20 protein-coding genes are annotated in these 20,132 nt (G+C 66.5%); 10 read left to right on the top strand and 10 right to left on the bottom strand.

Features of this window, described 5'->3' with window-relative positions:
- Positions 1-19 precede the first annotated feature (19 nt).
- Both RW112_RS19930 and RW112_RS19925 read left to right on the top strand, forming a co-directional pair.
- Entirely contained in the window at positions 20-1,612 is a 1,593-nt protein-coding gene (locus RW112_RS19930) for an alkaline phosphatase D family protein (protein WP_317783423.1), read from the top strand.
- Between the two features lie 146 nt (positions 1,613-1,758).
- A complete protein-coding gene (locus RW112_RS19925; protein ID WP_317783422.1) occupies positions 1,759-1,974 on the top strand; it encodes a hypothetical protein in 216 nt (71 codons plus the stop codon).
- Between the two features lie 4 nt (positions 1,975-1,978).
- Here RW112_RS19925 and RW112_RS19920 read toward each other — a convergent pair whose 3' ends face one another.
- The 4 genes from RW112_RS19920 to RW112_RS19905 form a co-directional block, all read right to left on the bottom strand.
- On the bottom strand, positions 1,979-2,755 hold the full coding sequence (locus RW112_RS19920) for an NYN domain-containing protein (RefSeq protein ID WP_317783480.1): 777 nt from the start codon (positions 2,753-2,755) through the stop codon (positions 1,979-1,981).
- Positions 2,756-2,937: 182 nt separating this feature from the next.
- Positions 2,938-3,969, bottom strand: coding sequence for an aldo/keto reductase (locus tag RW112_RS19915; protein ID WP_317783421.1), 1,032 nt, complete (start codon positions 3,967-3,969; stop codon positions 2,938-2,940).
- A gap of 8 nt (positions 3,970-3,977) precedes the next feature.
- Positions 3,978-4,850 carry an NAD(P)-dependent oxidoreductase gene (locus RW112_RS19910; protein ID WP_317783420.1) on the bottom strand — a complete coding sequence of 291 codons (873 nt, stop codon included), beginning with the start codon at positions 4,848-4,850 and terminating at the stop codon, positions 3,978-3,980.
- Positions 4,851-5,057: 207 nt separating this feature from the next.
- Complete coding sequence (locus tag RW112_RS19905) at positions 5,058-5,378, bottom strand: DUF3040 domain-containing protein (RefSeq protein ID WP_317783419.1); 321 nt, start codon at positions 5,376-5,378, stop codon at positions 5,058-5,060.
- A 132-nt stretch (positions 5,379-5,510) separates the two neighbouring features.
- Here RW112_RS19905 and RW112_RS19900 point away from each other — a divergent pair, with 132 nt between their 5' ends.
- The 3 genes from RW112_RS19900 (at position 5,511) to RW112_RS19890 (ending at position 7,402) form a co-directional block, all read left to right on the top strand.
- A complete protein-coding gene (locus tag RW112_RS19900) occupies positions 5,511-5,990 on the top strand; it encodes a universal stress protein (RefSeq protein WP_317783418.1) in 480 nt (159 codons plus the stop codon).
- A gap of 79 nt (positions 5,991-6,069) precedes the next feature.
- Entirely contained in the window at positions 6,070-6,783 is a 714-nt protein-coding gene (locus RW112_RS19895; RefSeq protein ID WP_317783417.1) for a hypothetical protein, read from the top strand.
- Positions 6,773-7,402, top strand: a complete 630-nt coding sequence (locus RW112_RS19890) for a response regulator transcription factor (protein WP_317783416.1) — start codon at positions 6,773-6,775, stop codon at positions 7,400-7,402. Before RW112_RS19895 ends, RW112_RS19890 begins: the two co-directional genes overlap by 11 nt.
- A 31-nt stretch (positions 7,403-7,433) precedes the next feature.
- Here RW112_RS19890 and RW112_RS19885 read toward each other — a convergent pair whose 3' ends face one another.
- Positions 7,434-9,104 (bottom strand): GAF domain-containing sensor histidine kinase, encoded by a 1,671-nt coding sequence (locus RW112_RS19885; protein WP_317783415.1) that lies wholly within the window; start codon positions 9,102-9,104, stop codon positions 7,434-7,436.
- Between the two features lie 286 nt (positions 9,105-9,390).
- On the opposite strand from RW112_RS19885, the gene RW112_RS19880 reads away from it, so the two are divergent.
- Positions 9,391-10,440, top strand: coding sequence for a glycosyltransferase family 4 protein (locus RW112_RS19880; RefSeq protein WP_317783414.1), 1,050 nt, complete (start codon positions 9,391-9,393; stop codon positions 10,438-10,440).
- Here the strand turns inward: RW112_RS19880 and RW112_RS19875 are convergent.
- Positions 10,425-11,762: a phosphoribosyltransferase gene (locus RW112_RS19875; protein ID WP_317783413.1), complete on the bottom strand. Its 1,338-nt coding sequence runs from the start codon at positions 11,760-11,762 to the stop codon at positions 10,425-10,427. The genes RW112_RS19880 and RW112_RS19875 overlap by 16 nt on opposite strands.
- A gap of 385 nt (positions 11,763-12,147) precedes the next feature.
- Here RW112_RS19875 and RW112_RS19870 point away from each other — a divergent pair, with 385 nt between their 5' ends.
- Complete coding sequence (locus tag RW112_RS19870; RefSeq protein WP_317783412.1) at positions 12,148-12,891, top strand: GAF and ANTAR domain-containing protein; 744 nt, start codon at positions 12,148-12,150, stop codon at positions 12,889-12,891.
- A 4-nt stretch (positions 12,892-12,895) separates the two neighbouring features.
- Here the strand turns inward: RW112_RS19870 and RW112_RS19865 are convergent, their stop codons facing one another.
- Entirely contained in the window at positions 12,896-13,300 is a 405-nt protein-coding gene (locus RW112_RS19865) for a hypothetical protein (RefSeq protein WP_317783411.1), read from the bottom strand.
- Between the two features lie 140 nt (positions 13,301-13,440).
- Here RW112_RS19865 and RW112_RS19860 point away from each other — a divergent pair, with 140 nt between their 5' ends.
- Genes RW112_RS19860 through RW112_RS19850 form a run of 3 tightly spaced genes read left to right on the top strand, consistent with a single transcriptional unit; the run spans position 13,441 to position 16,632 of the window.
- Entirely contained in the window at positions 13,441-14,391 is a 951-nt protein-coding gene (locus RW112_RS19860; RefSeq protein WP_317783410.1) for an ATP-binding cassette domain-containing protein, read from the top strand.
- Between the two features lie 2 nt (positions 14,392-14,393).
- Positions 14,394-15,644, top strand: a complete 1,251-nt coding sequence (locus tag RW112_RS19855; RefSeq protein ID WP_317783409.1) for an ABC transporter permease — start codon at positions 14,394-14,396, stop codon at positions 15,642-15,644.
- 4 nt (positions 15,645-15,648) lie between these two features.
- The gene (locus tag RW112_RS19850; protein ID WP_317783408.1) at positions 15,649-16,632 is read left to right on the top strand and encodes a CapA family protein; all 984 of its coding nucleotides are present in this window, start codon (positions 15,649-15,651) and stop codon (positions 16,630-16,632) included.
- Here the strand turns inward: RW112_RS19850 and RW112_RS19845 are convergent.
- The 3 genes from RW112_RS19845 to RW112_RS19835 form a co-directional block, all read right to left on the bottom strand.
- A complete protein-coding gene (locus RW112_RS19845) occupies positions 16,629-16,835 on the bottom strand; it encodes a hypothetical protein (RefSeq protein ID WP_305942262.1) in 207 nt (68 codons plus the stop codon). The genes RW112_RS19850 and RW112_RS19845 overlap by 4 nt on opposite strands.
- A 200-nt stretch (positions 16,836-17,035) precedes the next feature.
- A complete protein-coding gene (locus tag RW112_RS19840) occupies positions 17,036-17,881 on the bottom strand; it encodes a CPBP family intramembrane glutamic endopeptidase (RefSeq protein WP_317783407.1) in 846 nt (281 codons plus the stop codon).
- 31 nt (positions 17,882-17,912) lie between these two features.
- Positions 17,913-20,006 (bottom strand): S8 family serine peptidase, encoded by a 2,094-nt coding sequence (locus RW112_RS19835; protein WP_317783406.1) that lies wholly within the window; start codon positions 20,004-20,006, stop codon positions 17,913-17,915.
- Positions 20,007-20,132: the final 126 nt, after the last annotated feature.

Genomic DNA, 20,132 nt, shown 5'->3' with positions numbered 1-20,132 from the left:
CCTGCATAGCTTTCAAGGCATGGATACCATTTCCCGCAGATCCCTTCTCACCGCCGGCCTCGGCGCCGGCCTTGTCGCCGCCGTTCCGGGCGCGGCCGTTGCAGCCACGTCCACCATGTCTGGCGCCGGACTCCGTTCCGATCCGTTCACGCTGGGCATTGCCTCCGGCGAGCCCTGGCCGGACGGCTTTGTCCTCTGGACCCGACTGGCGCTGGACCCCCTGGCCGGGGACGGCCTGGGCGGCATGCCGGCACGCAGCGTTCCGGTGGCCTGGGAGGTGGCCGAGGACGCGGCCATGAAGCAGGTGGTGGCGCGCGGCGTCGAGCATGCCCGGATCGAAACGTCCCACTCCGTCCACGTGGAACTGCGGGGATTGAAGCCCGGCCGGGAGTACTTCTACCGTTTCCGCAGCGGCCAGTACATCAGCCAGGTGGGACGGACCCTCACCAGCCCCGCCCTGCACGAAACGCCGGCGGCCCTGGCGATGTCCTTCGCCAGCTGCGCCCAGTACGAGCACGGCTACTTCACCGGATACCGGCGGCTGGCGGAGGACCAGCCTGATCTGGTGCTGCACCTGGGCGACTACCTGTACGAGTACAAGAAGGAGTCGTATGTGATTGGCGGCGGAAACCCCCGCGACCATGCCGGACCCGAAACCGTCACCCTGGAGAACTACCGCCAGCGCCACGCCCAGTACAAGTCGGATCCCGACCTTCAGGCCGCACACGCCGTGGCGCCATGGCTTGTGGTCTGGGACGATCACGAAGTGGACAACAACTGGGCGGACGAGGTCCCGGAAAACTCCGATCCGGCACAGATGAACGACTCGGCGGAGCGCTTCCGCCAGCGCCGCACCGCGGCGTTCCAGGCCTACTACGAGAACATGCCGCTGCGCGCGTCCTCCGTCCCGGCCGGGGCCGACATGAAGATCTACCGCACGCTGCAGTGGGGCCAACTGGCCAATTTCCACATGATGGATACCCGCCAGTACCGCGATGACCAGCTGGCAGGCGACGGCTGGAAGAAGAACGTGCAGGAGCGGCTGGCCGAGGACCGCACCATCACCGGCGCCGAGCAGGAGAAGTGGCTTCTGGACGGCTTCCGGAACTCCACCGCACGGTGGGATGTCCTGGGCCAGCAGGTTTTCTTCACGGAGCGGGACCGCAACAGGGCACCGGAAATCGACGATGTGTCCATGGACGGCTGGGACGGTTACGCCGCCTCACGCCGGCGCATCACCCAGGGCTGGGTGGATGCGAAGGTGCGCAACGCCGTCGTACTCACGGGCGACGTCCACCGGAACTGGGCCAACGACGTCAAGGTTGACTACAAGGATCCGGCCTCGCCGGCGGTGGGGTCCGAGCTGGTGTGCACTTCTGTCACGTCCACCGGCAACGGGTCCGGCTCCACGGTTGATCCGGTGATGGCCTGGAACCCGCACCTGAAGTTCTACAACGACAACCGCGGCTACGTGAACACGCGCATCACCAAGGACTCCCTGCAGGCGGATTTCCGCGTACTTGACTACGTCACGACGCCGGGATCCCCCGTCAGCACCAAGGCCTCCTTCGAAATCCACGACAGCGTTCCGGGCCTCAGCGTCCGGGCCTGACCTCAATTCCGGCCCGCGCCGGGCGGCTTTGTCCGCCCGGCGCCTCCCCCGGTCCGAAACACGCCACAGACCCGGTGTGATTTGCTTCACAGTGTTGGCGCGGATACCATTTCATGATTGTTAGCGATCACAGACAAGGACCCGGAATGACCGCCCCCGCCCCCGTTCCTGAACCAGCCGGCGATTGGCAGCAGCTGATTGGCAGCCGGGTTGAACTGCGGCTCGACGGCAGGTTTATCCGCACCGGCGAGGTGGAGGACGCCACGCACGATTCCGCCGTGATGTGGCTTCGCTTCGACGGCAACCACGGCCGCCAGCTCGTGTCCAAGGCGGACGGCTACGAGGTCCTTCCCGCCGGCTGAGGACTCACACCTTTGCCCGGGCCTTGGGCCCGGCGGCGGGGGTGCTGATCACCTTGAGTCCGCAGCCTTCCTCGGCAAACGAGGTCAGGGTCTTGTATCCGAAGGTCTTGTAGGTGACGTTGGGCCAGCGGTCCCTCAGTAAATGACCCAGGCGGGCCACGTTCACCAGGCCCTTCTCCCAGAGCGTGGCATCGTCCTTCAGGAACGCGTGGACGCTCGCTTTGTAGAGTTCAAGCTCGGTGTGCGGCGCTTCGTTCTTCTTCTTCGCCGGCTTACCCACCGCGGCCGCGGCAGCCGGCGGCGCGGGAATGTCGATGACATGGAAATGGTCGGCAACGGACTGCAGGACCTTGTTGACAGCCCCGGCCTTCGGCTGCGATGTGGTGGCCACCAGTGAGCGCTTTCCCAGAGCATGCAGGCGGCGCAGGAGCGGGACGAAGTCCCCGTCGCCGCTGACGATCACAAAGAGGTCTATCCACGGCATGTCCGCGGCCACTTCCAGTGCGTCAACCACCAGTTCAATGTCCGCGGCGTTCTTGCTGCTCTGGTCAAAGGAAAAGATCTGCACGGGTTTGATGTTGTGTGCCAGCAACTGGCTCCGGTAGCCGGCCATGTCAGCCCGGGCCCAGTTGGCATATGCCCGGGTCAGCGCCGTTCGCCCGCCAAGGTCCGTATCCCGGACGACCTTCTCGATGTCGCGGACCACCATGGCCAGCGGCACCGACGTGACGTCGTTCTTATACCCGCCGAACAGATTCTCCATATCCAGGAAAATAGCCACATTCCGTTGCTGCGATCCTGCCACGTAATCCGTCCTCCCCCAGCGAATAGTAAACAGATCCTACCGCCGAAAGGGCGCGGCGGAGCCAGCGCCGGGCACCTGCGTGACAAGAAAAGGAGGCCGACGCCGGCAAGCACGCGCCGCCGTCGGCCTCCTTCCTTCAGACGTGCAGTCCGCGCCGGCTAGCGTCCGCCTTCAATCTTCCGGCTGCGCTGCTCGTGGGCCATGGGACCGTACGGGTACACCCCAACGCGGGGCTGGCTGGCCTCGGTCAATCGGCGGGTTTCCTCCTCGGTCAGCTCCAGGTGCGCAGCAGCAAGGTTGTCCGCCAGTTGCTCCGTGCTGCGGGCGCCGAGGATCACCGATGTGACCGCCGGCCGGTCCGCCAGCCACGCCAGGGATACCTGTGAGGCACTCACGCCGTGGTCCGCGGCAATTTTTTCAACGGTTCCGATGACCTCCCAGGTGCGCGGGTCATCGTTGCGGGCCTGCCAGGCTTCCATGCCGCGCTGGGGGTTCTCGCCCAGCCGGGTGGCGCCGGCCGGTGCCTCGTCGCGCTTGTATTTGCCGGAAAGCCAGCCGCCGCCCAGGGGCGACCACGGCAGCAGCCCGATCCCGGCATCCAGCGACGCCGGAACAATCTCCGACTCGATCTCCCGGACCAGCAGGCTGTACTGCGGCTGCAGGGTCACAGGGGCGCTCCAGCCGTGGGCCCTGGCGAGGTGGACCGCCTTGGTCAGCTGCCAGCCCAGGAAGTTGGAGAAGCCGTAGTAGGCGATTTTGCCGCTGCTCACGGAGTCGTGCAGGAAGCGCAGCGTCTCCTCCAGCGGCGTGATGGGGTCCCACGCATGCATCTGGTAGAGGTCGATCTGTTCGACACCGAGTCGGCGCAGCGAGTCGTCGAGGGCGCGGGTGAGATGGCGGCGGGACGTTCCCAGGTCGTTCGGGGCCGTGCCCATGGGGAAGCGGCCCTTCGTGGCCAGAACGGCGCTGTCCCTGACGTCGGGACGGGCCGCCAGCCAGCGGCCGATGATTTGTTCCGAAACGCCTTGGCTGTAGACGTCCGCGGTGTCGATAAAGTTGCCGCCGGCTGCGAAGTAATCGTCAAGGATGGCAAAGGACGTTTCCTCGGTGGCTTCGGCGCCGAAGGTCATGGTGCCCAGCGCGTAGTTGGAAACGACGGCGCCGCTGTTGCCCAGTGTGCGGTATTGCATAATTCTCCTCAGTCCTCGGTGGGTGTGGTGCGGTTTGAGTGGTAGGTGCGCCACGTGTGCTCCGGGGCGAACCCCAGCAGGCGCTTCGCCTTGTCGATGGAAAGCATGGTCTCGTGTTCGCCGAGCTCCTTGACCACCTTGACGCCGGGGAAGACTTCCGCCGCCAGGCTGGCGCTGGACCGGCTCATCACGGTGTCCTCGTTGGCAATGATGAATGCCTCGAAGCCGGGCTTGCCGTGCTCCAGGGCCCGGGCCACGGCCTGTGCGCCGTCGCGGCCGTCGATATAGCCCCACAGGTTCCATTTCCGCAGGGTGGCGTCGGCGTCGAAGGAGGGGAAGTCCTCGTAATCTTCCGGGTCCATCACGTTGGAGAACCGCAGGCCGGTGATGCTCAGCTCCGGATCCCAGCGGGTCAGCTGGATGGCCATCTGCTCCTCCAGGTGCTTCACCAGGGAGTAGGTGCTTTCCGGCCGGGCCGGGTATTCCTCGTCCACCGGGATATAGGGGGGATCGACGTCGAACGGCAGCCCCAGCACCGTCTCGCTGGAGGCGTACACCACCTTCTTGATTCCGGCCCGGCGGGCCGCCTGGAAGACGTTGTACGTGCCGAGCATGTTGTTCTCGAAGGTGGCGGCGTCCGGTGCGAGGCCCGGAGCCGGGATGGCCCCCAGGTGCACGATCGCGTCAAAGCCCGAGTGCCGGTCATCGAGGCCAAGGATGACGTCCAGGACCTGCCCGTAATTGCGCAGGTCCACCTCGGTGAACCCGCGGCCCCTGGCGCCCGTGCGATCCAGGTTCAGGACATTGTGGCCGTCCTCGGACAACCTGCGCACCACGCTCCTGCCCAGCTTTCCGCTTCCTCCGGTTACAGCAACTCTCATCAGGAACTCCTCTGGGTAGTTGGCGGCATGCCGTCTTCCGCGACTGCCGGCCGCCGCCGTCGTCATTCCACCCTAGGGGCGCAACGGCATGGACGCAGCCCTTCTGGCTGGCCCTCTGAGTCCTAGGAAGGAGCGCCCCCGCCTGCGGCCGGCGCTCAGCAGCCGTGCTCCGGCACCCTGCCTGGTGAGGTCATGATCGTTGGGGTCTTAGATATGCTGCGACTGGCCCGGCAAACCCATGCTCGGGCGCCCGAAACGAAGCCTGCTCGGGCTGATGCCCAGGGATGCGTAGTAACCGCCGGCCACCATCACGGCAAACCCGGCGACCCCCAGGAACACCAGGTGTATGGCGGCGCCCCAGATTACCGTGAGTAGCCCGACAACCACACACAGGGCACCGAGTACCACCCGCCGCATCAGCGACCGGGACTGGCCCTCCATGCGCGCGGCGAAGCGTGGATCATCCTCGTGAAGCGACTGCTCCAACTGCTTCAGGATGTCCTTTTCATGGTCAGAAAGCGGCATCATTGACCTCCGAACCGGATTGATATTAAGGATCGTCCCTCCGGCTATAAAGTCAATAGAGCCGAAAGTCATGGGCATCGCCGCGGTGACTTTCGACCCTAGGCAGGCGGACCCGGGCGGTGCACGCTGGAATCCATGAACACTGAAGAACGGATCGTGGTGGGCGTGGACGGTTCCGAGTTCTCCACTGCTGCACTGCAGCTCGCCGGGCGAATGGCCGGCAGCCTGAACGCCCCGCTGGAGATCATCACGTGCCTGGGAACCTCTGATTTCTACCTCGCGTCCCATCTGCCTGCCGGGCGCGTCCCCAGCATGGAGGAACTCGAGGAGACAGCCAAGCGCCTGGTCGACCAGGCAGTTGAGAGGGCTTTTGGGGCGTCACCGCCGGCACAGCTGTCCCGCACCGTGAAGTTCGGTCCGCCGGCAAAGACCCTGGTCGACGAAAGCGGCGATGCGCAATTGCTGGTGGTGGGCCGCCGCGGGGAAGGCGGCTTCCTCTCCCAGGTCATGGGATCCGTGAGCGGGGCCTGCGCCGCGCACGCCCACTGCCCTGTCCTGGTGGTAGGCCAGGACTCCAAGGTGGCCAAACCGGCAGCCGGCCCGGCGTCCGGGTGAGGCCCGGCACCTCCCCCATCCCCAACCTCTATGCACCAGCGCGGCTGGCACCGCGCACCCAAGTCCCGGGAGCATCGTCATGAAAGCAGCAACGGCGAGCATCATCGCAGGCGTTGTCCTCCTGCTTGCCGGCGTCCTGCTACTGCTGGACGCCCTGCGTGTCCTCGATACCGCACTGCTCGTGTGGCCGTTCATCTTTGGCACCGCCGGCGCAGTCTTCCTGGCAGTCTTTTCCAGGAGCCGCGATTACTGGTGGGCGGCCATTCCGGGATTTGTCCTGCTGGGGCTGGCCGGAGTGTCCGCCATGACGCAGCTGTGGCCCGAATCAGCCGGGGACTGGCCAGGCTCGTTGTTCTTCCTGTCCATCTCCGCAGGGTTTGCGGCGGTGTACGCCCGGGTGCGGGCCAACTGGTGGGCCCTGATTCCCTGCGGGGTAATGCTCACCCTCGCGTTGGTGGTGGCGTTGCCCCCGGCACTGGACGGTTGGCCCGGAGCGGCCGTGCTGTTCCTGGGCCTCGCCGCCACCTTTGCGTCGCTGACCTTCACGCCGGAACGGATGAAGTGGCCGTTGATTCCGGCGGCGGGGCTGGCCGTTCTGGGTCTGTCCTTTGCCCTTCAGTCCGCCGTCAGTTTCCGCGCCGTGGAGTATCTCACCGCCGTGGTGCCGCTGGTGGCAGGCCTGGGCCTTCTGTACTACGCCTTCCGTAGCCAGCGCAGTGTCAGCCGGCACGCGGGACAGGCTGTCACCGATCCGATGAAGCCAGGACTGGGTGAGGCTCACGGTGGCCGCTGACCCAGCAATCGGGAACAACGGTGTTGGGGGGACGCGCGTATTCATCCTGGACAGCCATGCCCTGGTCCGGGTGGGAATCCGCGAGCTGCTGGAAGAAGCGCACTTCCAGGTGGTCGGCGAGAGCGGCTCGGCCACGGAGGCAAGCGGTGAAATCCCGGCCCTGAGCCCCGATCTTGTGGTCATCGGAGCCCACCTGCCGGATGGCACCGGCATCGAAGTATGCCGGGAAATTCTTTCCGACAACCCGGGCCTCCGGTGCCTTCTCCTGAGCAGTTACGACGACGACCATGCCCTCAGCGGTGCCGTACTGGCCGGGGCGGCCGGCTATGTTCTCCGGCAGTTGCCCGGGACGGCGCTCCTTGACGGAATCCGCCGGGTGGCCACCGGCGAATCACTGCTGGAGCCCGGCGTCGAGCGCGAAGTCATGGAGCGGCTGTACAGGGCGCAGGTCAACCGCGCGCACAGCGGGCTGAGTTCGCAGGAGCTGAAGGTCCTGGCCCTTATGGGGCAGGGGCTGACCAACCGCCAGATCAGCGAGGAAACGCGCTTTGCCCGGACAACCGTGAAAATCCAGGTGGCCGGAATACTCACGAAACTGGGCTTCGAGCTGCGGGGCTAAGCCCACGCGGGTCACACTCTCTGCGCCAGACTCACTGCGAAGGGGCTGTCCAGGTCAGCCGGGTTCCGTGTCCGGGACGGCTCTTGATGGTGCATTCGCCACCCAGGGCCATGGCCCGATGTTTCATGTTGGCGAGGCCGCTGACGCGCGTGGGATTTTCGAACCCGCGGCCGTTGTCCATGATGTTGAGCTCCACGCAATCCGGCAGGGCGGTGAGTGAAATGTTGATCTCGTCGGCCCCGGAGTGCCGGACGGCGTTGCTCAGTCCCTCGGACAGTACCGGCAGCAACTGCTCGACGACGGCGTCGGGAACCGCTTCGTCCACCGGTCCCGTCAGCTGGACTTTGGGTGAAAATTCGGAATTGCGGATGCCCTCGTGAATGGTCCGCATGATGAGGCCGGTGAGCGGCTCCTTCTGGCCGTGGCCGGTCCGCATTGAGTAGATAGTGTCCCTGAGTTCGTGGATGGTGCTGTCCAGCTCGGCCGTCACCGCGGAGATGCGTTCCTGGGCTACAGGATCCGGGATGTACCGGCGGAGGCTCTGCATGCTGAGCCCCGCCCCGAAGAGCCGCTGGATCACCAGATCGTGCAGGTCGCGTGCGATCCTGTCCCGGTCCGTGGACAGCAGCTGTTCCTCCCGCCGTTGCCGTGCCCGGACCAGCCCGAGTGCCAGCCCCACGCGGGAACCGAAAACGGCGCTGGACTGCAGGTCCGACTGGAGGTAGAGGGGGCCGCCGGCGGGACGTGCCAGGATGATCAGGCCGCGTTCGCTGCTCTTGCGCCCCAGGGCGGCCACCAGTACCGGACCCAGTTTCTCATCCGTTCCGGCTCCGAAGACCTCGTTGGGGTCCCGCACCAGAGCCGAAGCTCCCGTCGCAAGGACCTCGGCAATGACCTCCGATGACGGCAGCTCCTGGCCTGCCGGGAGGGATTGGACGCCAACCATCGTCCGGCAGCGCTGCGTGCCGTCAGCGTCCGGGTAGGCGATCACGGCCAGGATCGAATCCGAGACACCCAATGCCCGCTCGGCAACGAGGTCCAGGTTGTCGGTTTCGCCGGGGAACACGGCCGCACTGAGTTGGTCGCTGACCTCCAGTCCCGCCTCGAGCCAGCGCTGGCGCCGCCGGGTGTCCTCGTAGAGCCGGGCGTTCTCGATAGCGACGCCGGCAGCCGCTGCCAATGCCGAAGCGAGTTCCTGGTCCTCCGGGGCGAACGGCCCGCCGTCGAGCTTTTCCGTCAAATACAGGTTTCCGAAGACGGAACCCCGGACCCTGACGGGCACCCCGAGGAACGTCTTCATGTCAGGGTGGTTCGGCGGGAATCCGCTGGCCATTTCGTGGGAGCCCAGATCGTCCAGCCGGAGTGCCTCAGGCCGGCGGATCAGGTGCCCCAGCACGCCGCGGCCCGTGGGCAGGTCGCCGATCAGCCGGATGCCGTCGTCGTCAATTCCCACCGTGATGAAGTGTCCCAGCTCGTGATCGTCGTTGATTACACCGAGCGCGCCATAACGCGCGCCGACCAGCTCACACGCCGACTGCACCACCCGGTCCAGGACTGCTTCGAGGCTTAGGTCCTCGGTCAGGGAAACAACAGCACCCAGCAAGCCCTGCATCTGGTCCTGGGCACGCACTAGTTCATCTGCCCGGGCCACGAAGTCGCGCAACAGGTCCTCGGTGCGCCTCCGGATGGGTTCACGCCACATGGCGCCATCCGGCGGAAGGAGTGAAGGGATTGGTTGACGGGTACTTACTAACTACCGGAAGGTCCGGGCTCATGCGACTCCCCACAGCAGCGAGACACAAACGGCGGACTGCTTCACCGTTCTATTGCATCAACCCCAGACTGATATCAACACAGTACCAAGAGCGGCACAGTGGCTCAAGGAAAAGCGGATTGGGGACTAAAGACACTGGGAAAGCGCTCGCGTGAGTGGCATTCTTGGCTCGCGGAAAAATGCGGCATCCCCGGGTGCAAGGAGATGATCCAACGTGCGTATCGGACTGATCGCGCCGCCCTGGCTGCCGGTGCCTCCGCCCCGTTACGGCGGCACCGAAGTGGTGGTGGACGGGCTGGCCCGCGGACTCCTGGCCGCCGGTCACGACGTTCTCCTGGCGGCGCCGGAGGGAAGCACCTGCCCGGTTCCGCTGGTGCCGGGGATGCCGGCGGCCGGCGCCGGTTCGGCCGCCGCCACCTGGTCCGCCACCGCGGAGCTGTACCACGTGGCCCGGGCCTATGCGGCACTGACCGGAGTGGATCTCGTGCACGACCACACGGTGGCCGGTCCCTTCTTCCGCTACCGCCCTTCCGCCCTGCCCGTCGTCACCACCAACCACGGCCCGTTCAGTTCACTCCTGGGCGACCTCTACCGGCTGATGGGTCCGGACGTGGCCATGGTGGCCATCTCGCACCGGCAGGCCGCGGACGCTGCCGGCGTGCGGATCGCGCGGGTGATCCACCACGGCATCGATGTCGGCTCCGTGCCGGTGGGAGACGGCGCCGGCGGCTACGCGGCATTCCTCGGGCGGATGAGTCCGGACAAGGGGCCCCGGGAAGCAATCCTGATCGCACGGCGGGCCGGGTACAGGCTACTGATGTCTGCGCGCATCCTGGGCAGGGAGGAACAGGACTACTTTGACAGCCGGATTGCACCGCTCCTGGGACCCGAGGTGGAGTTCCTCGGCGAACTTACCGCCGCGGAAAAGTACCAGCTCATGGGCGGGGCGGTGGCATTCCTCAACCCGATCCAGTGGCCCGAACCATTCGGCCTGGTGATGATCGAAGCGTTGGCAACCGGCACCCCCGTGGTGGGGACGGGCTCAGGGGCGGCCCCCGAAATAGTGGACGACGGCGTCACGGGCTACCTCCGCAGCGGCATTGGCGAACTGGCCGACGCCCTGTCGCTCGCCCCCGGACTGGACCGGCGCGCGTGCCGCCGGGCCGCCGAGCTGCGCTTCAGCACCGGCCGGATGGTGGCCGACCACGTCTCCCTGTATGAGGAGATCCTGAGGGGCGGCCTGCCGCATCACTCCCCGGAATAGCCTCCGGTCGGGTCCCCGCCGGGCGCGAGGTAGCGCAGGAACCAGTCCCTCGCCAGCGCCGCGGCTTCAGACAATGTCCCCGGCTCCTCGAAAAGGTGCGTGGCACCCGGAACAACGGACAGCTGGCTGGGACAACGCAGCAGTGCCTGGGCCCAGCGGTTGAGCTCCAGCACTTCACGGTCCGCTCCGCCCACGATCAGGAGCGTGGGTGCACGGACCGCCGAGAGCTTCTCACCGGCCAGATCAGGACGGCCGCCCCGCGACACCACGGCATCAATCCGGGCGCCGGGTTCCGCTGCGGCCCACAACGCGGCACCGGCCCCCGTGCTGGCACCGAAGTATCCGATGCGGCTCCGGGCCGTGTCCGGGCGGTCGCCGAGCCATGCCGTTGCCCCCGTCAGCCGGCCGGCGAGCAGCCCGATGTCGAACACATTGGCCCGGTTGAGTTCCTCGGCCGGCGTGAGCAGGTCCAGCAACAGGGTGCCCAGCCCCGCACGCTGCAGGAACGACGCCACGAAACGGTTGCGGGGGCTGTGCCTGCTGCTGCCGCTTCCGTGCGCGAACACCACGACGGCGGCGCCCGCCACCGGCAGGTACAGGTGCCCCTGGAGCCGCACCTCCCCCGCCTGGATCTGGACGTCCTCGTCGACGGCGGTTCCGTTGGCAACTGTCTGGGCACTGTGCAGCCGCTTCGCTGCCGCATCCAGCAGCAGTACCACTTCGTCGTCGCCGGTGGGTGAGAAGTCCCGGTAGTGGTAGCCGACGGCGGTGAACTGGCGGGGCGTGGCGAGGCAGACGACTTCGTCCGGTTCCGTGAGGTCCGCGAGCGTATCGGCGGGCGCCACCGGCACTGCCAGGATCACCTTGGCGGCGCCCAGTTCCCGGGCGATGCGGCACGCAACGCGGGCCGTGGAACCGGTGGCGATGCCGTCGTCGACGATCACTGCGGTGCGTCCCCGCAAATCCGCGCGGGTCCGCCCCTTCCTGAACCGCGCCACCCGTGACTCGAGCAGGGCGCGTTCCCGGTCTTCGACAGCCTCAAGTTCGGCCTGCGTCACGCGCACGCGGGAAATGATGTGCTTGTCCAGCACCCGCGCACCGCCTTCGCCGATGGCTCCCATAGCCAGCTCGGGTTGGAACGGGACGCCGAGCTTCCGCACCACGATCACGTCCAGGGGGGCGTCGAGCGCCGTGGCCACCTCGAACGCCACCGGAACACCGCCCCGGGGCAGGCCGAGGACCACGATGTTCTGGCCGCGAAGATACTCAAGGCGCTGCCCCAGCCGCCGTCCCGCTTCAACTCTGTCCTCGAAAATGCTCATGGCCGGCCGTTCGCCTCGTGGCTCCAGGCCGCCGTACGGGTCCGTGCACGCCATGGGTGTGCAGCCCGGCATGCGGGGAGGGACATCGGCGGCCACTGTTATCCAACTATCCGGCAGGCGGCGGCCGGTTGCGAGGGACTTTCGGCCCGGATTCGCCGGCCATTGAACGACATCCGCCGGGCCGGGCCGGCTCAGCCGACGGCCGTGTCACATGCGTCCGGAGGCTCTGAACTGATGTATATAATTTCCCGGTACGGTCTAGCAGAGGGCCGTTGGATAGTTCTACGATCCGGCTTCTCTGCCTGCTACCCCGCGTTGCGTACGCCAGGGTGGACGCGGCGTTGCCGGTTCGTTTTGACCTGAACGAAATGGCAGCAAGAACATCGTGGCCAGCGAGACGACCGCAAACACCGCAACGTCCATCAGCCAGCATCTGCACGAAATGGTGTTGAACAGCTCGGATGTAGGGCAATTCCTTCACGAACTCGCACGTGTCTCCGCGCGCAGCCTGTCCGAACCCGGGGATGCAGTCCTCTGCGGAATTACGCTGCTTCGGCACCGGAAAGCGGCGACGGTGGCGAGCAGCAGCCCCGAGGCGCAGGCGATGGACGAAATCCAGTATGCCTATGGCGACGGCCCGTGCATGACCGCCTCCCGTGACCAGGTGACCGTGCACGTCGTGGATCTTGAGGCCCATGATCGCTGGCCCAAGTACTCGGAGACGGTCCTGGGGCACGGAGTCCGTTCCATCCTCGCCGTGCCGTTCCAGCTGGACGGCGACACCCGGGCGGCGCTGAACCTTTACTCCCACCGGCCCGGCCGGTTCGAGGGCAAGGTCCTGGAGCTCGCCGAGGATTTTGTCAGCCAGACGTCCATGGCCCTCCGGCTTGCCGTACGTTTCGCCCACTTCAGCGAGACGGCGGACAACCTCAAGGCAACGCTGGAGACCCGCACCGCCATCGACGTTGCCATCGGCATCATCATGGCCCAGAACCGGTGCAGCCAGGAGGAGGCCTTCGAGTTGCTGAAGGCGGCCTCAAGTGCCCGGAACGTCAAACTGCACGGCGTGGCCGCGGCCATTGTGGACTCCCTGGGCCAAGGCCCGGCAAGGACGCACTTCGAGCTGTAACGGCTCAGAACATCGGCAGCAGGAAGCCGGCAACAAAGGCGGCCGCTCCGATGCCGCTCAGGATCCAGCCCAGGACGCCGGCCGCTTCGCCGCGGACCTCCGGCGCACTGGTCCGCCAGCGGGTGGGCGTCTTCACCGCATAGTGGATGGTGACGGCGTCCCCCGGGGCCATGTGCCGGATGTCGTGCGGGGACATGGGCGCGTTGTGGACCTGGTAATGGTGGTCATACCAGCGGAAACCCACGCCGCTTTCGTCGGAGTAGACCACGCCTTCCGACTGGGTCCACTGATCCTCGAACCGCCGCATCGTCCCCACAGCCACGAGGAGGATCAGGCCGGCGGGCAGGCAAATCCAGGTCAGCACTTCCAGGATGGGACCTGCAATGTCGAGTACTCCGGGCATGGTCATGATGGTACCGTTCCCGCACGCCTGCCGGGACCTTCGCCCCTTCCGTTTGAGGCACGCTCCGGTCAGTCTGTTCACATGGCAGCCTGCCTCGGGGGGAACCGACGTTGGCGGGCAATGATTCGGTACAGGCGGCGACGGCCATGGACGAACCAGTGGTGCATATCAGCGGTTTCCGGATGGACTTCGCGGACACCACCGTGATCCGCGATCTCTCCTTCGATGTCCGCGCCGGCGAGACATTCGGGTTCCTCGGCAGCAACGGCTCGGGCAAGACCACCACCATCCGTGCGCTCCTGGGCCTCTACGAACCCACTGCCGGGGTCCTGCACATCAACGGCCGGCCCTTCAAACCCGAGCACGGCGGCCGGCTTGGCTATCTCCCGGAAGAACGCGGGCTCTATAAGAAGGAAAAGGTCATGGACGTCATGACCTACTTCGGCCGGCTCAAGGGAATGGACCGGCACGCGGCGCGGCACTGGTCGCTGGCATACCTGGACCGCGTGGACCTGGCCGGCAAGGCCGCCACCCAGGTGGACAAGCTCTCCAGCGGCGAGCAGCAGAAAGTCCAGCTCGGCGTCACCATCATGAACCGCCCGGAACTCCTCATCCTGGACGAACCCACCAAGGGCTTCGACCCGGTAAACCGGCGGCTGCTGATGGACATCATCGCGGAGCAGAAGAACGACGGCGCCACGGTGGTCATGGTGACCCACCAGATGGAGGAAGTGGAACGGCTGTGCGACCGCATCATCCTCCTCAAGGACGGCACGTCGGAGGCATACGGCACCATTGACGAGGTCCAGAACAAGTACGGCGGCAGGATCGTCCGCCTCCGGCACGCAGGACGCATTCCGGCGTCACCCCACTACGAAGTGACGCTCGAAGAAACCAACTATGCCGAGCTCTCCATCACTGACGACACCGACGAGGCGGCCATCCTGCGGGAGCTCATGGACGCAGGCCTGATCGTCCGCAGTTTCACCACCACCAAGATCTCGATGGAGGACATCTTCATCCGCGTGTACGGGGAGCACAGCCAGCCGCCGCCGGTCGCTGTCCCTGCCCGCGTTGCCGCGAGGCCGGGTGCCTAGCGATGGCCCGGCACAACCTTGGAACGGTCACCAGCTTCGAATTCGTGCGCACCGTGACCAAGCCCCGGTTTTGGATCGGCACCCTGTCCGTACCCGTCATCATGGCCGTGGTGTTCGGGATGATCTTCCTCAGCAACACCAGCACCAGCTCCGCCGCCGAGGCCCAGAAGAACGCCCAGTTCAGCATCTCCTACCGGGACGCCTCCGGACTGATCACCCCCGCCGACGCAGCCGCATTCGGCGCCGTTCCAGCGGACTCGTCCGATGCCGGTGTCCGGGCCGTCCAGTCCGGCGCGGTCGATGCCTACTTCGAGTTCCCCGCGCATCCCGAGACCACGGCAGTGAAGGTGTACGGCACGGACAAGGGCTTGTTCGAGAACGGCAAGTACGCCGCCGTCGCGCAGGCCATGCTGGCACGCGCCGTGGCCGTGCGAATCGGCTCGCCCCAGCTGTCCAGCCTCGCGTCAGGGGCGGCGCAAGTGGAAACCGTCACCTACCAGGGGTCCGAGGTGGCGGGAGGAATGAACTCCGTGATTCCGCCGATGGCGTTCCTGGTGGTCTTCTACGGGCTGGTGATGCTCCTCGCGGGGCAGATGCTGAATTCCACGCTGGAGGAGAAGGAGAACCGGGTCACCGAGATGATCCTGACCACCCTCAAGCCCACCACCCTGATCACCGGCAAAGTGCTGGCCCTGTTCATGGTGGGCCTCGTGCAGGTGGCGGTGTTCGCTTCCCCCGTCCTGGTCGGCGCGCTCTTCTACCGGGATGCGCTGAGCATCCCGGAGTTCGAGGCGTCGCAGCTGATCTTCGACCCCCTGCGCATGGCCGTCGGTTTCCTGATCCTCGTGGGCGGCTTCGCCCTCTTCACCACCACGCTGGTGGCCATCGGCGCCGTGATGCCCACAGCCAAGGAAGCCGGAAACTTCATGGGCGTGATGATCGCCCTGATTTTCATCCCCTTCTACTCGGTCAGCCTGGTGGTTTCCGAGCCGCATTCCCCGATCGTCCAGGTCTTCACGTACTTCCCGTTCTCTGCGCCGGTCACAGCGCTGCTGCGGAACGCCTTCGGTTCCCTCGGCGTCATGGAAGCCGCACTGGTGATCGCCATCCTCTACGTCGGTGCCGCCGTGATGCTCCGCGTGGCCGTGCGGCTGTTCCAGTACGGGTCCATCTCCTACACCTCGAAGGTCAGCATCAGGACCGCCCTCAAAGCAGGGTCGCGGCATGCGGTGGCCGCCCCGGCGGAAAAGTAGGCGCATGCAGCTGGCATTCGTGGGCGACGTGATGCTGGGCCGGCTGGTGAACCGGCAGCTCAAATCCGTCCCGCCCGGCTTCCCCTGGGGCGATACGCTGCCCGTCCTGGCCCGGGCGGACATCCGCTTCGCCAACCTCGAGTGCGTCCTGGCCGACGGCGGGGCGCCCCAGCCGGGTAAGGTGTTCCACTTCCGCTCGGACGTCCGCAACGTGGCCGTCCTGAGCGCGGCAGCCATCGACGCCGTCGCGCTCGCCAACAACCATGTCCTCGATTACGGGCTGGATGCCTTCCGGGAGACCCTGCCTGCACTGGACCGCTGGGGAATCCTGCACGCCGGGGCGGGGCCGGACCTGGAGGCCGCGCTGCGGCCGGTGATCAGGCGGGTGGGTCCAACCGCCGTCGGACTCATTGCCTTCACAGACAACCAGCCGGACTGGGAGGCGGGGCCGCAGCGGCCCGGCGTGTATTACGTTCCGGTCGGGGAACGGCAGTGGGACGACGCGAGGGTCCGGGACCTGCTTGCCCTGGTCCGCCGCACCAGGGCCCGCGCGGACCTGCTGGTGGTTTCGGCCCACTGGGGCGGCAACTGGGGAGCCGAGGTGCCGTCCGCCCACCGGGAGCTGGGGCGGGCATTGGTGGATGCCGGGGCCGACGTCGTCTTCGGGCATTCGGCCCACATTTTCCGCGGCGTCGAACTCTACCGCGGCCGGCCCCTCATCTACAGCGCCGGGGACTTCATTGACGACTATGCCGTGGACCCCGTGGAACGCAACGACCAGTCCTTCATTTTCCGCCTGGAAACGTCGGGCGGCGTCCCTGTCCGGCTGCAGCTCCACCCCACCGAAATCACCGGGTTCCAGGCGCGGCTGGCCGGAAAGGGCGCGCGACAGATCGCAGCGCGGATGCAGGAGCTCAGCGTTCAGCTGGGCACGCGCAGCAGCTGGTCCGAGGACGCGAACGTGCTGGAAATACCGGTGGACGGCTAGTCCCGCTTGTCCCGTTCGCTGAACTCTTCATCGAGGTCATAGTGCCGGAATTCGGTCTCCGGATTCGGCTCGCCTTCGGCCACGTATTCGTAATCGAGTTGGCGCTGGACCTGGCTGTCAAGAATTTGAAGATCCTTGTCCTCAACTTTTGAAAGATCCTCCGGAAAATCATCTTCCGGGCTGAGATGCAGCTTCTCTGACATGTCGCGCCTCTCTTGGCCAGGAACTGGGGTGCTGTACGGGCAGCATCCTGGCACGTCCCAGATTATCCGCGCCCGCCACCCGGCGGAAGACCACCGCGGCGGAAGACCAGGGTGAAGGCTACTGGCCTTCCTCCCTCAGGCTGCCTGCCTCTCCGGAGTTTTTGTCCAGATAATGGCCCCTCAGGGGCATCTAAGTCCCGTTATCTGGACAAAAACTCCTCGGATGCGGCAGATCCGGACCTGGCCGCGAAGTACGCGGCGACAGCCGCCGTCAGCACCGCCACCGCCGGAATGAACTGCCACCAGTCCACCGTGTCCATGCCTTGGGATGCATTCATGGAACCGTGCAGGAGCCCCAGGATCAGGATGCTCCCGCTGGTTCCGACAAAGACCATACCCAGTAGGTAACGGGCCAGGAAGGCGAACCCGAAGAGGACTCCCCAGGAAAGGGCCACGTCCGTCCAGGGCGTGGCCGTAAACCCGCGTTCGGCAAAGGCCTGGGGCAGATGGATCAGCGCGAACGGAACGGCCGTCAGGACTGAGCCCGCGAGCACGCCCTTACGGTCCATCAGCCGCCGCTGGACCACTCCCGCCCAGGCCAGCTCCTCCCAGACGTTGCCCAGCAGGGCACCGACGACAACAGCTTTCAGCAGGTATATCCCTGCGGTGGCCGCCCAGCCGCTGGCCGGCTCACGGAGCGTGCCGGTCACGACGGCGGTCAGCAGGGTCAGGAGCGGCAGCGCCAGCAGCGCCATGGCGTACCAGCCGGCGCCCACCCGCCAGCGGACCACGCCGCTGAACAACCGCCGGACCCCGGAACGGCCTTCAGCCGCTGCCGTCACAAGGACCGCGGCCCCCAGCAGGACCAGGAGTTCCACCAGGAGCCCGGGAGTGACGTCCTGCAACAAGACGATGGCAAGGCACTGGGCCAGCCAGGCCGGCGGGATGGCAAGGATCAGAAAAGCGGCAACGGGGTGCGCGGCAATCCGGTCCCTAATCCGGGCGCGGATGCCTCCGCCGGTGTTCGGAGCTGGGTCAACGCTCATCACGTGCCTCGGTTCAGGCGTTATGCCACCCTTAGGACAGCCGCCACACGTAGGCGTAGGGCTGCGGGAACTGCGTGATCCGGAAAGCGCGGACCGTGATCCTGGCCTGGCCCGGCGGGATGCCCGTCCAGTGGATCTGTTCCACGTTGTTCCGGTGATCGAAGCCGGCGGTGGCTCCGGAATTTCCGTGCCGCTCGGTGCCATCGGCCGCCAGCACGATGAGGTCAAGGTCGTTCTGCAGCTGCGGGCCGGGCGGATCGGACCATACAAGGGTGATCTTCAGGGTCACCCCGGCGGCGGCGAGTTCCGGGTCCCCGGCCGGACCCCGGTGCCGCCTGCCCTTGGGGGCCACCTTGGGGACCTCTTCGGGGATGTCGATAACGAAGGAGTCCTCCTCCCCCTGCTCCAGGGGCCCCCCTTCGCCCAGGCCCGCGTTGCCGGGCTGCCCGGGAAGGACCACGGACCGGGCCAGGTTGACCCTGCCCCAGCCGGAGTTCCCGTTTGGTGATTCGCCGGCTTCGCTCGGGTTGTACTGTCCCGGCAGCTCGTCGGCGCCGTTGATCAGGAGGGCTTTGACCAGGGCGGCGCTGGGTGTGCCGAGTCCGTTTTTCACCAGGGTTTCGCGCAGCACCGCTGCGCAGCCGGCAACCAGCGGTGTTGCCATCGAGGTGCCGGAGTCGAAGAAGAACAGCGGGTCGGTGGAGGTGCCGAACGTGTTGCCCATCGGGGCGTTCCGCGAGAGCGTGGACAGGATGCTGGTCCCCGGCGCCACAACGTCGGGCTTGATGCGGCCCTCCTTGGTGGGCCCGCGGCTGGAGAAGGCCACCATCCCGTCCGGGTTGTTGGCCTGTTTGTCCCGCTTGACAGGGTTCGCAGGGAAGTCCCCCGGCCAGTACGTGCCGTAGGACGGCGCGAATTCCTTGCGGAGGCTCTCGCTGGCGCCGACGGTGATGCAGTTCTTGGCCGCGGACTGCGATCCGATGGAGTTCGAGTCCACCGTGCCGTCGCTGTTGCCGTCCACGCCGTCGTTCCCGGCGGCAAAGCAGATGACCTGGTCCGGGTGGTTCCACACGAACTCGTCGATCTCCCGGGAGCTCGCATCATAGGGAAGGTTGAGTCCGGGCACGCCCCAGGAGTTCGTGTGGACGCGGGCGCCGTCGTCGTAGGTCTTTTGGAAGAGGTCGTTGAGGTTGACCGGAATGCCGCCCAGGCCGCCGTTGGCGTCCAGGAGGCTCTGCAGGATCAGCAGGGCCTCCGGCGCCGTGCCCTCGATGTCTCCGCCCATGGTGGCCGAGTTTCCCCGGCCCAGTACGGAGCCGGCAACGTGGGTGCCGTGGCCGTGCGGATCGTCCGCCTTGTCCGGCGCCGTGCGGCCCAGCGCATAAAGCGTCTGGACCCGTCCGGTGAACGCCGGGTGCGGACTGGCGGCGTCGCCGGTGTCGAATCCGGTGTCCGCCACGGCCACCACTTCGCCGTCGCCCCGGTACGTGGTGCCGTTGAGCTGCACCCCGGCATTCAGGATCTGCCGGGCAACGTTGTTGAACAGCTGGCGATCGCGCACCGGATGGATCTCACGGATCTCGTCGATGGCGGCCAGTTCCGGGAGCTGGCCCACCGACGTGGTGATGCGCAGCTTTCCCGGGGTCACCGCCACGGCGTCGGGCTCCACCCGGGCCGCCACGGCAACCCGGGCAATCAGGTCCGGGCTGGCCTCCACGCCGGGGTGCAGGAGCAGGTCCACCCGTTCCAGCCGGCGGTCCGGATGCGGTTCGTGGTCCGCCAGCGACCGGACATTCGCCGTATCGGCGCTGCGCGGGAGCAGCGGTGGCGGGATCTTGAAGACACGGGAATAGACGTCGGCCCAGCTCACGAACGGCAGGGCGCGCACCCGGTCCAGGTCTGCCGGCGGGAACGCTGCCAGGTAGGTGTTGTCCGAGACGTATTCCTGCATTTCGACGTCGATGCCGGCAAGTTCCGCACGCTGTTCCGCCGTCAGCGGCTCCGCGGTCTGGATGAGGATGTGGTCCGATTCCGAGGCGTCCTCGGCAACCAGTCCTGCGTCGCGCAGGGCACGGTTCTGTTTGATCGGATCAATGGTGATGCCGTTGATGGTGATGTCAGACATGAAGTTGTGCCCCCTGGCGATCCGCCGGAAACTGCCTCGGCACCCGGCGGCCGCATGCGTTCTAGAAGGAGACCTGGGTCCCCGCCGAGCGGAGGCCCCGGAAGGTGAGCGTCAGCATACGCTCGG

The sequence above is a fragment of the Arthrobacter sp. B10-11 genome, from assembly GCF_033142195.1.
In the GTDB taxonomy this organism is placed as follows: domain Bacteria; phylum Actinomycetota; class Actinomycetes; order Actinomycetales; family Micrococcaceae; genus Arthrobacter; species Arthrobacter oryzae_C.
The sequence above is the reverse complement of the archived record's forward strand: the minus strand, read 5'-3'. Positions and strand labels throughout refer to the sequence as shown.

Bases quoted from the DNA above. Each gene is read 5' to 3' on its own strand.
- RW112_RS19930 (WP_317783423.1), top strand. From the start codon at position 20: ATGGATACCATTTCCCGCAGATCCCTTCTCACCGCCGGCCTCGGCGCC.
- RW112_RS19925 (WP_317783422.1), top strand. From the start codon at position 1,759: ATGACCGCCCCCGCCCCCGTTCCTGAACCAGCCGGCGATTGGCAGCAG.
- RW112_RS19915 (WP_317783421.1), bottom strand. From the start codon at position 3,969: ATGCAATACCGCACACTGGGCAACAGCGGCGCCGTCGTTTCCAACTAC.
- RW112_RS19910 (WP_317783420.1), bottom strand. From the start codon at position 4,850: ATGAGAGTTGCTGTAACCGGAGGAAGCGGAAAGCTGGGCAGGAGCGTG.
- RW112_RS19905 (WP_317783419.1), bottom strand. From the start codon at position 5,378: ATGATGCCGCTTTCTGACCATGAAAAGGACATCCTGAAGCAGTTGGAG.
- RW112_RS19900 (WP_317783418.1), top strand. From the start codon at position 5,511: ATGAACACTGAAGAACGGATCGTGGTGGGCGTGGACGGTTCCGAGTTC.
- RW112_RS19895 (WP_317783417.1), top strand. From the start codon at position 6,070: ATGAAAGCAGCAACGGCGAGCATCATCGCAGGCGTTGTCCTCCTGCTT.
- RW112_RS19885 (WP_317783415.1), bottom strand. From the start codon at position 9,104: ATGTGGCGTGAACCCATCCGGAGGCGCACCGAGGACCTGTTGCGCGAC.
- RW112_RS19875 (WP_317783413.1), bottom strand. From the start codon at position 11,762: ATGAGCATTTTCGAGGACAGAGTTGAAGCGGGACGGCGGCTGGGGCAG.
- RW112_RS19865 (WP_317783411.1), bottom strand. From the start codon at position 13,300: ATGACCATGCCCGGAGTACTCGACATTGCAGGTCCCATCCTGGAAGTG.
- RW112_RS19860 (WP_317783410.1), top strand. From the start codon at position 13,441: ATGGACGAACCAGTGGTGCATATCAGCGGTTTCCGGATGGACTTCGCG.
- RW112_RS19855 (WP_317783409.1), top strand. From the start codon at position 14,394: ATGGCCCGGCACAACCTTGGAACGGTCACCAGCTTCGAATTCGTGCGC.
- RW112_RS19850 (WP_317783408.1), top strand. From the start codon at position 15,649: ATGCAGCTGGCATTCGTGGGCGACGTGATGCTGGGCCGGCTGGTGAAC.
- RW112_RS19845 (WP_305942262.1), bottom strand. From the start codon at position 16,835: ATGTCAGAGAAGCTGCATCTCAGCCCGGAAGATGATTTTCCGGAGGAT.
- RW112_RS19840 (WP_317783407.1), bottom strand. From the start codon at position 17,881: ATGAGCGTTGACCCAGCTCCGAACACCGGCGGAGGCATCCGCGCCCGG.
- RW112_RS19835 (WP_317783406.1), bottom strand. From the start codon at position 20,006: ATGTCTGACATCACCATCAACGGCATCACCATTGATCCGATCAAACAG.